The organism is Streptomyces mesophilus (assembly GCF_040300965.1).
Lineage (GTDB): Bacteria > Actinomycetota > Actinomycetes > Streptomycetales > Streptomycetaceae > Streptomyces > Streptomyces mesophilus_A.
Genome location: NZ_JBEPEW010000011.1, coordinates 85,793 through 96,936, shown reverse-complemented (window position 1 = coordinate 96,936; position 11,144 = coordinate 85,793). Strand labels below are relative to the sequence as shown.

Here is an 11,144-nt window from a genome sequence, read left to right as displayed (position 1 = left end):
GGACGGGTGGGGCCAGCGGCCGGAGTGCTCCTCCTGGAGCGGCAGCGGGCGCTCTCCCGGGGCCGTGGAGACGGCGCGGTACGCGGCCGCCATGCCGCTGCCGGTGCGGGGGCGCTCCTCCTCGTACACAGGGGAAGGGCGTTCCTGCTCGTACCTGACGGGCGGGCGTTCCTGCTCGTACCTGGCGCGAGGACGCTCCCCTTCGTACGAGGAGGTGAACCCACCCTGCTGGGACGGGAGTTGGGGACGAGGGGCGCCGGGCTCGGAAGTGGCGGAGAGGGCCTCCATGCCGGGCAGCGGCCCTTCGCGGCGCGGGGTGCCGCCCGCCGCGACACGGGGGATACGGGTCTGCGCGTCCAGGAGGGCGAGGATTCTGCGCGCCACCTTGCGCTTGACCGGCAGCGGAGCCGCGCGCAGCGCGAGCGCCCCGGTGACGCCGGCCAGGCACAGGCAGTACATCGCCACGATCCAGGGGGCGGCCTGACGGCCCGCGTACAGACCGTGCACCAGGGCCGAGCACCAGGCGGGATAGGCCAGCATGTGCAGCGCGCGCCAGCGCCCGGCGATCCGGGCCGGGGAGGCGAAGGAGCTGCGCAGCGCGCCGGTGACACCGGTGACGATCATCAGGAGTCCGGCGAGGGTGCCGAAGCCGATCAGCCCGTCCGTACCGGTCACGCCGAGGCCGAACGGGATGAGGGCGCCGATCGCGGACACATGCCCGAGGACCAGCTTGACGGTGCCGTGCAGAAGCAGGAAGCCGAGCGCGGCGATCGCGGTCGCCCGGTGCACACCCTGGGCGAGGAGCCGCTGCTTCGGCGAGAGGAAGAGGCTGTCGGAGGCGACGAGGCCCCAGACGATGCTGGAGGTCAACGAGACGAGGCTGAGCACCCCGGTCGTGAAGTCGAGGGCGGCCCGGAAGCCGTCGCTCCCGACGATGACGACGAGGGGTATCAGGAGCAGCACCGCGCCGGATAAAGCTCCACGTGCCGCGCGGCCCGGCCCCGGGGAGGTGGGTAAGGAGCGGATCTTGCGGCTATGGGGGGTGAGAGGTTTCATGGGGATGACTCCCGGATGGTGGTTCGAAAGCGGGTCCCGCTGCCGCATGCTAAGTGGCGCCGTACCGACCAGTTCGGGGTTTGAGTTATTGCGTTGTTATCAAGTGGCGAGCGTCTCTTGACGTTGCCCCGATAGAGGCCGGTACGCCGAGTAACCCCGCCCCCGGGGCGGGAGAGAAGCCCGGTGCGGGCGGCTCGGCCCCTGCGGTACCCTGACGCCATGCGTGCCGTACGCCTTCTGCTTAGCGAGCCGCGCTGATCAGTACCGACCACTGACGATTCGTGGGTCGGCATCAGCGCGGCGTCCCCTCCTGTGCGAGGGGTTTTTTCATTTCGGCTGTACGTCGCAGTCGAACCGCGGCAGAGACGATCGATGGAGCCCTAAGGATCATGAGCGAGACGAATTCGGCTGCCGAAGTCGCAGCCCCGCACCGCTACACCGCGGCCATGGCCGCGGACATCGAGGCGCGCTGGCAGGACATCTGGGACGCCGACGGCACGTACGAGGCGCCCAACCCGAAGGGCGATCTGGCGGGCGACGCCGCGGTCTCCGGGCGGCCCGAGAAGTTCATCATGGACATGTTCCCGTACCCCTCGGGTGCGGGTCTGCACGTCGGGCACCCGCTGGGCTACATCGCGACCGACGTCTACGCCCGGTTCCACCGCATGACCGGGTACAACGTGCTGCACACCCTGGGCTTCGACGCCTTCGGCCTGCCCGCCGAGCAGCACGCCGTCGCCACCGGTACGCACCCGCGGGTGTCCACCGAGGCGGCCATGGAGAACATGAAGTCCCAGCTGCGCCGGCTGGGCCTGGGCCACGACAAGCGCCGCTCGATCGCCACGATCGACCCCGAGTACTACAAGTGGACCCAGTGGATCTTCCTGCAGATCTTCAACTCCTGGTACGACGAGGACGCCGAGAAGGCCCGTCCGATCGCCGAGCTGGTCGCGCAGTTCGAGAGCGGCGCGCGGCCCGTGCCCGGTACGGACCGGGCGTGGGGCGAGCTGAGCGAGGGTGAGCGCGCCGACGTCCTGAGCGAGTTCCGGCTGGCGTACGCCTCGGACGCGCCGGTCAACTGGTGCCCCGGTCTGGGCACCGTGCTGGCCAACGAGGAGGTCACCGCCGACGGACGCTCCGAGCGCGGCAACTTCCCGGTCTTCAAGTCCAAGCTGCGCCAGTGGAACATGCGGATCACGGCGTACGCCGATCGTCTGCTGGACGACCTGGAGGCGCTGGACTGGCCCGAGGCGATCAAGCTGCAGCAGCGCAACTGGATCGGGCGCTCCGAGGGTGCGCGGGTCGACTTCCCGGTCGGCGACGAGAAGATCACGGTCTTCACCACCCGCCAGGACACGCTGTTCGGTGCCACGTACATGGTGCTGGCGCCCGAGCACGAGCTGGTCGACACCATCGTCCCGGCCTCGTGGCCCGAGGGCACGCACGACGTGTGGACCGGCGGGCACGCGACGCCGGCCGAGGCCGTCGCCAAGTACCGCGCGTTCGCGGCCTCGAAGTCCGATGTCGAGCGGCAGGCCGACGCCAAGGAGAAGACCGGCGTCTTCACCGGCGCGTTCGCGGTCAACCCGGTCAGCGGCGAGCAGGTCCCCGTCTTCATCGCCGACTACGTCCTGATGGGGTACGGCACCGGCGCGATCATGGCCGTCCCGGCGCACGACACCCGTGACTTCGCGTTCGCGCGCGCCTTCGAGCTGCCGATGCGCTGTGTCGTGGAGCCCTCGGACGACCGGGGCACGGACCCGTCGACGTGGGACGACGCCTTCTCCTCGTACGAGGCGAAGCTGGTGAACTCCTCCTCGGACTCGGTGTCCCTGGACGGTCTGGGTGTCGTCGAGGCCAAGGCGAAGATCACCGAGTGGCTGTCGCAGAACGGCATCGGCGAGGGCACCGTCAACTTCCGGCTGCGCGACTGGCTGTTCAGCCGCCAGCGCTACTGGGGCGAGCCGTTCCCGATCGTCTACGACGAGGACGGCGTCGCGCACGCGCTGCCCGAGTCGATGCTGCCCCTGGAGCTGCCGGAGGTCGACGACTACTCGCCGCGCACCTTCGACCCGGACGACGCGGACACCTCCCCGGAGACCCCGCTGTCGCGCAACGAGGACTGGGTCAACGTCCAGCTGGACCTGGGCGACGGCGTCAAGTCGTACCGCCGCGAGACCAACACCATGCCCAACTGGGCGGGTTCGTGCTGGTACGAGATGCGCTACCTGGACCCGCACAACTCCGAGCAGCTGGTCGACCCGGACGTCGAGCGCTACTGGATGGGTCCGCGCGAGAACAAGCCGCACGGTGGCGTCGACCTGTACGTGGGCGGCCAGGAGCACGCCGTACTGCACCTGCTGTACGCGCGGTTCTGGTCCAAGGTGCTGTTCGACCTGGGCCATGTGTCGGCCGCCGAGCCGTTCCACCGCCTGTACAACCAGGGCATGATCCAGGCGTACGTCTACCGCGACAGCCGTGGCTTCCCGGTCCAGGCCGACCAGGTCGAGGAGCGCGACGGAGGCTTCTACTTCGAGGGCGAGCCGGTCAAGCGCGAGCTGGGCAAGATGGGCAAGTCCCTGAAGAACGCGGTCACTCCGGAGGCCATGTGCGCCGAGTACGGCGCGGACACCCTGCGTCTGTACGAGATGGCGATGGGCCCGCTGGACGTCTCGCGACCCTGGGACACGCGTGCGGTCGTCGGTCAGTTCCGGCTGCTGCAGCGGCTGTGGCGCAATGTCGTCGACGAGCAGACCGGTGAGGTCACGGTCGTGGACACCGAGCCGGACGAGGCCACGCTGCGCGTGCTGCACAAGGCCATCGACGGGGTGCGCCAGGACCTGGAGGGCCTGCGCTTCAACACCGCGATCGCCAAGATCACGGAGCTGAACAACCACCTGACCAAGGTGGGCGGCCCGGTGCCGCGTCCGGTCGCGGACCAACTGGTGCGGATGATCGCGCCGCTGGCCCCGCACGTCGGTGAGGAGCTGTGGCGCAAGCTGGGGCACACCGACTCGGTCGTGTACCAGGAGTTCCCGGTCGCCGACCCCGCGTATGTGGTCGACGAGGCCGTGACCTGCGTCGTCCAGATCAAGGGCAAGGTCAAGGCGCGCCTGGAGGTGCCGCCGACGATCTCCGACAGCGAGCTGGAGGCGCTGGCGCTGGCGGACGAGAAGGTCGTCGCGGCGCTGGACGGTGCGGGGATCCGGAAGGTGATCGTGCGGGCTCCGAAGCTGGTGAACATCGTTCCGGCGTGACCTGATGTTTTGAGGCGCTCCGGGTGTTCTGGTGCGCTTTGGGGATGTCCCCTAAGGGCAGGTTGGGGGTTCTGCGGAACCCTCGGCCTGCCCTTGGGCGTTTACGGTGGAAGAAGCTCGTCCGATGCTCAGTTCCCCCCGCTTAGGAGCCCCTCATGGGTGAAGTACTCGCCGTGCTGGCCGTGCTCTTCGTGCTGTTCGTGGCGCTGGGGGTGTTCGTCACGGTGAAGGTCGTGAAGGCCGCCAAGCGCGGTGTCGACCGCACGATCACGCAGGCGCGCCGCCATGTCGAGGACTCCACGCTCAAGGCGCGGACCCTCGCGCAGATCGGCCCGGCGGGCGAGCTCGCCCAGCTGCGTCTGAAGCTGCGCACCTCGATGCGCGCCACGCAGGACGCGCTGCACGCGGCGGTCGCGGAGGACGCCTCGCTGCAGGAGTCGATGGGTCTCTTCGAGCGTCTGAGCGTGCACGGCTGGGAGCTCGACGCCGACCTCAAGCGCCTCGAGCGCGAGCCCGACAAGGCCCGCCTCGGCGCGCAGCTCCCGGAGTTGAAGGAGCGTACGGACCGGATCACCGCGGCAGCGGACTCGCTGCGCTTCGCGGCGCAGGACCGTGCGCGGCGGTTCGCGGACGACGAGTTCGAGTCGCTGCGCGCGCAGATCGATGTGGAGTCGGGGGCGCTGCGGCACTGGACTCGGGAGGAGTCGGGGGCGGCTGGGTCGGGGTCCGGGTCGGGTGCTGGATCTTCGTCGCGTACGGGGGAGCAGGCCGGTGCTTCCGTGCCTTCGCCGGCCTCGTCGTCCAGGCCCACTCCTGCTGCTCCCACACCGACGCCTACGTCTGCGCCTACTCCCGCTCCCGCGCCGCCGGCCTGGCCCGAGCCGACGCTGATCGACGGGCCCGCGGCGCCGGCCGAACAGACCTGGCCGGACCGGGATCTGGCGGGTCAGGGCGAGGGGGCTCAGGGCGAGGCGGGTCCGCAGGCGATCGAGCCGCCCGCGCCGCAGGTCACGTATCCGTGGCAGAAGCAAGCTCAGCCGGAGGCGCGGCCGGAAGGGCGCGGCTGAGGCTTTCCCGGTGCGGACGCACGCTGTCGGGACCGGTACGGTGAGGGCCGGTCTGCCGCCTTGTCTCCCCGGCAGGTAATCTCCAGCTCATGTCCCGCCATGTCGCGATCGTCACGGATTCAACGGCCTACTTGCCGCAGCCGGCGATGGAACGGCACGGCATCACCTCCGTCCCGCTGACCGTCGTCCTCGGTGATCAGGCCCTCGAAGAGGGTACGGAGATCTCCGCACGTTCCCTGGCCCAGGCGCTGCAGAAGCGCCGCCCGGTGACGACCTCGCGCCCGAGTCCCGAAACGTTCGCGCGGACCTATCGCGAGGTGGCCGCATCCGGCGCCACGGGGATCGTCTCGCTGCATCTCTCCTCGGAGTTCTCCGGTACGTACGACGCGGCCGTGGTCGCCGCGAAGGACGCGCCGATTCCGGTACGGGTGGTGGACACCGGCATGGTCGCGATGGCCCTCGGCTTCTGCGCCCTGACGGCAGCGGAGACGGCCGAGGCGGGCGGCACGGTGGACGAGGCGGTGGCGGCCGCGGAGAAGCGGGCCGCGTCCACCGCCGCGTACTTCTATGTCGACACCCTCGACTATCTGCGCCGGGGCGGCCGGATCGGCGCCGCCCAGGCGCTGTTCGGCTCGGCGCTCGCGGTCAAGCCGCTGCTGCAGCTGGACGGGGGGCGGATCGAGCTCCTCGAGAAGGTGCGGACCGCGTCCAGGGCCATCGCGCGGCTCGAGGAGATCGCGGCGGAGCGCGCCGGATCGGCGCGCGTGGACATCGCGGTGCACCATCTCGCCGCGCCCGAGCGGGCGGCGGCGCTGGCGGAGCGGCTGCAGGGGCGGCTGCCCGGGCTCGGGGAGCTGCATGTCAGCGAGGTCGGGGCGGTGATCGGGGCGCACACAGGGCCTGGGTTGCTGGGTGTGGTGGTTTCGGCTCGGTGAAGTGGGCGGCCTTGTCAGCCGCTTGGTCGCCTGCTTGGTTGCCTGCTTGGTTGCCTGCTTCGTCACCTGCTTGGTCGCCTGCTTTGTCACCCACGTGGGCGGCGAGGTTTTCCACAACCGGGTAGTTGTCCACAGGAATTGAGCAAGATCCACTTGCCGCGGCGGCGATCTCTACGGTCGTCCGCATGTCGACCTCATCGCGCAACTCGCAGGTCGCCCACGACCCTTCGGCCTCCGCCCCGACCAGCGGACCCGGGCGGGTACCGACCAGCGGACCCGGGCGGGTACCGACCAGTGGACCCGGGCGCGGTCCGTCCTCCGACGGCCGGGCCGGGCATCGCCGTGTCCGGCGCCGGCGGCGCCGTGAGCAGGTGGCCGCGGAGAGGTTGAGATGGCGGGCGGCCCGGCTCTTCGAGCAGCCGCCGCAGGAGTCGGGGCCCGGTGCGGAGGTCCCCGCGTTGCCCCGGTGGGACGGTCCTGCCGTTCCCCGCTGGGCAGTTGACCGGGACGCGGCGGATGTCATCGCGGGGCGTACCGGTGAGGCGCGGCGCGCTTCCGGGGCCGCCGTGGTGCGCCGCCGCGGGACGGCTGCGGACGAAGGCGTACGGGGGTCGTCGTCGCCCGAGCCTGAGGTGGGCGGCGGGCCGCTGGCCGTGCGGGTCGAGCCGGGGGCCGGGTATGTCGGGCCGAGTGCGGACGTCGGGCTAAGTGCGGACGGCCGGCTAAGTGCGGACGGCCGGCTGAGTGTGGACGTCGGGTCGAGTACGGCTGTCGGGTCGAGGGTGAGTGGTGCGCCGAGTGCGGACGGTGCGTGGGGTGCGGACGGTGTGCGCGGTGCGGACGGTGCGGACGGTGTGCGAGATGCGGACGGTGCGCGGGGTGAGCGTTGGCGGCTTGCGCTGCGGGAGCGGCTGCCGCTGTGGGTGCAGTCCCGTTGCGGTCTCGAGCGGCGCAACGTGGTCGTGCTCGCGGTGCTCCTCGTGCTCGGCGCCGCGCTGGCCGTGCAGCACTTCTGGCTGGGGCGGCCGCAGTCGGTAAGTGCTCCCGATCTGGTACGGGCGGCTCCTGCCGCACCCGTCGGCGCGCAAGCGGGCGCGGCTGAGCGGCCCGGGGGCGCGGAGGGGAATGGTGGGGGAGGCCCGTCAAGTGGCGTGGCCGGCACGGTTGTTGTGGACATCAGCGGCCGGGTGCGGGAGCCGGGGGTGCATCGGCTTCCGCTCGGTTCGAGGGTCGGGGATGCCTTGCGCGCCGCGGGCGGCACCAAGCCCGGTACGGATCTCTCAGGGCTCAACCGGGCCCGGGTGCTGATCGATGGTGAGCAGGTGGTGGTCGGCGGCCCGCCGGGCGCCCAGGTTCCCGGGGGCGGTGCGGCCGTGGGCGCGGGTGCGGTACCGGGCGGGCCCGTGAGCCTCAACTCGGCGTCCCTGGAGCAACTGGACACCCTGCCCGGCGTCGGCCCCGTCCTCGCCCAGCACATCATCGACCACCGCACCGAGCACGGCGGCTTCCGCTCCGTGGACGAACTCCGCGAAGTGAACGGCATCGGCGACCGACGCTTCGCCGAACTGAAGGATGCGGTGCGGCTGTGAGCGGGGGGTGGGGTGGGGAGGGGGGTGCGGCTGGGGAGGGGAGTGCGGCTGGTTCCTCGGGGGCCTCGTCACATGGCTCTTCGGGGGCCTCCGCACGGAGTTCCTCCCATGGCTCTTCGGGGGCCTCCTCGCAGGGCTCCCTGGGGAACTCGGATGGGCACACCTTGCCGCGTCCAGCAGTGCATGCCGCGTCGGGCCATCGGCTGGGCGCCTCCCACCCTCGGCAGGAGGGGCCCGCGGACCTCCGTCTCGTGCCACCAGTGCTGGCCGCCTGGGCAGCGGCGGCCCTGGCGGTCGGACACCCGCTGGACCGCATCTGGCCGGCTGCGGGCGGCTGTCTCCTCCTCGCTCTGGCGTTGCTGGGCTGGGAGTTGGCGCGGCGCCGGGAAAGGCAGGGGCGGCGGAGGGGGTTTGCGACGCCACCGGCCGGGGCTCCGGACCCAGCGACCGCCGACTCTGCGGCACCCCCGCCCGCCGCGCCCGCCCGCCCTCGTATCCCTGTCCTGCTCGCTGCCGCCGCCGCGCTGCTCTGTGCGGGCGGTGCCGCGCTGTCCGCCGGGCTGCACTCGGCCGACTTGTACCAGGGCCCGCTCCCCGGCCTGGCCGGCACGTACGCCACTGTCACCGTCGAGTTGACCGTCACCTCGGACCCCCGGATCTCCCGGCCGCGGGTCGACGGCGACCGTCTGGCGCCGCCGAGCATCGTCTTCGACGCCGACGTCCGCCGCGTCACCACCACCGACACCGGCACGGTCGCCACCCGCACCCCGGTCCTGGTCATCGCCCGCCCGGCCCCGCCGAGCGCCGGCTCCGTCCCATCGAGCTCCAGTTCTGCCCCACTAGGCGCCAGCCCTGTCCGACCAGGCGCCAGCCCTGTCCCACCGGGAACCCGCCCTGCCCCGCCGAGCACCAGCCCCACCGAGCCCGACACCCGCCGCCCCACCCGCATCGGCGCACGCTCCCCGGCGCCGGGCGTCAGCCCCACCGCGACGGACACCTACCGCCTCACCCTCACCGGCGAACCCTCCCCGACATCCCAACTCCCCACCGAGCCCGACACCCGCCGCCCCCCCCCCATCGGCGAACCCTCCCCGACATCCCAACCCCCCACCGACTCGGCGTGGTTGTCCCTCCTGCCCTCCACCCGCCTCCACCTGCGCGCCTCGCTGTCGCCACCTCTGTCCGGCGGTGACCGAGTCGCGGCCGTGCTGCGGGTTCCCGGCGGCCAGGAACCGCACATCATCGAGGGCCCCACCGCCCTGCAGCGCACCGCGGGCGACTTGCGGGCCGGGCTCCGCGAGGCCACCGACCGCCTCCCCGCCGACGCCCGCGCCTTGCTCCCGGGCCTGGTCGTGGGGGACACCACCCGCGTACCGCCCGACCTGGACGACGCCTTCCGCGCCACGGACCTCACGCATCTGCTCGCCGTTTCCGGCAGCAACCTCACCATCGTCCTCGTCCTGCTCATCGGTCCACCCGCCCTCGCGATGCGTGCCGAACGCCGAGGCCTCGCGCCGCGCTTGGGACTGTCCCTGCGGACGACCGCGGTCATCGGCGGCGCCCTGACCCTCGTGTTCGTCCTCGTGTGCCGCCCGGACCCGAGCGTGCTGCGCGCGGCGGCCTGCGGCGCCATCGCCCTGCTCGCGATCGCGACCGGACGCCGCCGCTCCCTGATCCCCGCGCTCGCCGCGGCCGCGCTGCTGCTGCTCCTGTACGACCCCTGGCTGTCGCACAGTTACGGCTTCCTGCTCTCCGTGCTCGCCACCGGAGCCCTCCTGGTCATCGCACCCCGGTGGAGCGCCGCACTCCAACGCCGGCGCGTGCCGCCCCGGATCGCGGAGGCGCTCGCGGCCGCGGCGTCCGCGCAGGCGGTGTGCGCGCCCGTGGTCGTCGTCCTCTCCTCGCGCGTCAGCCTGGTCGCGGTGCCCTGCAACCTCCTGGCCGAACTCGCCGTGGCCCCCGCCACCGTCCTCGGCTTCGCCGTACTCGTGCTCGCACCCGTGGCGATGCCCCTCGCCAAGGCCCTTGCCTGGTGCGCCGGTTGGCCGACCGGGTGGGTCGCCTCCGTCGCCCGTACCGGAGCCGGTCTCCCCGGCGCCCAGGCGGACTGGCCCGACGGCTGGGGCGGTGCGCTGATGCTGGCGGTCCTTGTGCTCGTCTCGCTTCCCCTGGCCCGACGGGTCCTGCGCCACCCGCTGGCGTTGATCGCCTGCGCGCTGCTCCTGGTGCTCGCCGTGCTGCGACCGGCCCCGCTCACCCGTGTGCTCACCGGATGGCCACCGCCCGACTGGCGTTACGTGCTGTGCGACGTCGGCCAGGGGGACGCCTCCGTCCTCGCCACGGGCCCCGGCACCGCCGTGGTCATCGACGCCGGTCCGGACCCCCGGCTCGTCGACCAGTGTCTGCACACGCTGGGCGTCACCCGTGTCCCGCTCGTCCTGCTCACCCACTTCCACGCGGACCATGTGGCGGGCCTGCCCGGCGTGCTCCGGGGGCGCAGCGTCGGTGCGATCCAGGCGACCGGGCTGCAACAGCCGCCCGAGCAAGCAGAGTTCGTACGGGTGCAGGCCGAGGCGCACGGCGTACCGCTCCTCGCCGCCGCGGCCGGGGAGAGCCGGCGTGCGGGGCCGGTCCGCTGGCAGGTGCTCTGGCCGCCCGCCGACCACCCGGGCGCGACGGCGCCGACGGAGCCCAACGACGCCAGCGTCACCCTCCTGGTCCGTACGGCCGGACTGACGCTCCTGCTCCCCGGGGATCTCGAACCGCCCGCACAGCAAGCGCTCTTGAGAGCCCACCCCGACCTTCCGGCAGTGGACGTCCTGAAGGTCCCGCACCACGGGTCGGCGCACCAGGACCCCTTGTTCCTCCAGCGCGTCAGACCGCGTCTCGCCGTGATCGGAGTCGGCCGGGACAACGGGTACGGGCACCCGTCGCCCCGCGTCATCGACACCCTGCGCTCCTTCGGCACGACCGTACTGCGCACGGACAGGGACGGCGCGGTCGCGCTCGCGGGGGCCGGTCCGACCCTGCGGGTGGCGGCCCGCGACGCCCACCAGGACAACGGCCCATGACCAGGGCAGCGCCCACCCTGACAGCGCCCATGACCAGGGCAGCGCCCACCAGGACATCGCCCGTGACCAGGGCGACACCCACCCTGACAGCGCCCGGCGCCCCCACCGGCGCCCGCCCCCACCCAGACATAGCTCCGACCCATCTAAAGAAACCCTTGTAAAGACTTCT

Annotated in this window: 5 protein-coding genes and 1 pseudogene; 5 read left to right on the top strand and 1 reads right to left on the bottom strand. The window is 72.2% G+C overall.

Going from position 1 to position 11,144, the window contains the following annotated elements; translation table 11 throughout:
- A pseudogene (locus ABT367_RS06855) lies at positions 1–963 on the bottom strand (hypothetical protein); the annotation flags it as partial.
- Positions 964–1,445: 482 nt separating this feature from the next.
- Between ABT367_RS06855 and leuS the strand changes: the two are divergent.
- The 5 genes from leuS (at position 1,446) to ABT367_RS06830 (ending at position 10,975) form a co-directional block, all read left to right on the top strand.
- Complete coding sequence (gene leuS, locus ABT367_RS06850) at positions 1,446–4,313, top strand: leucine--tRNA ligase (RefSeq protein WP_352250327.1); 2,868 nt, start codon at positions 1,446–1,448, stop codon at positions 4,311–4,313.
- Between the two features lie 155 nt (positions 4,314–4,468).
- Positions 4,469–5,380: a hypothetical protein gene (locus ABT367_RS06845; RefSeq protein WP_352250325.1), complete on the top strand. Its 912-nt coding sequence runs from the start codon at positions 4,469–4,471 to the stop codon at positions 5,378–5,380.
- A gap of 89 nt (positions 5,381–5,469) precedes the next feature.
- Complete coding sequence (locus tag ABT367_RS06840) at positions 5,470–6,315, top strand: DegV family protein (RefSeq protein ID WP_352250323.1); 846 nt, start codon at positions 5,470–5,472, stop codon at positions 6,313–6,315.
- A gap of 782 nt (positions 6,316–7,097) precedes the next feature.
- Positions 7,098–7,904, top strand: coding sequence for a helix-hairpin-helix domain-containing protein (locus ABT367_RS06835; RefSeq protein ID WP_434975415.1), 807 nt, complete (start codon positions 7,098–7,100; stop codon positions 7,902–7,904).
- 251 nt (positions 7,905–8,155) lie between these two features.
- Positions 8,156–10,975 carry a ComEC/Rec2 family competence protein gene (locus ABT367_RS06830; RefSeq protein ID WP_352250321.1) on the top strand — a complete coding sequence of 940 codons (2,820 nt, stop codon included), beginning with the start codon at positions 8,156–8,158 and terminating at the stop codon, positions 10,973–10,975.
- The last annotated feature ends 169 nt before the right edge of the window (positions 10,976–11,144 follow it).

Coding starts and splice junctions, on each gene's coding strand:
- leuS (WP_352250327.1), top strand. CDS start 1,446: ATGAGCGAGACGAATTCGGCTGCCGAAGTCGCAGCCCCGCACCGCTAC.
- ABT367_RS06845 (WP_352250325.1), top strand. CDS start 4,469: ATGGGTGAAGTACTCGCCGTGCTGGCCGTGCTCTTCGTGCTGTTCGTG.
- ABT367_RS06840 (WP_352250323.1), top strand. CDS start 5,470: ATGTCCCGCCATGTCGCGATCGTCACGGATTCAACGGCCTACTTGCCG.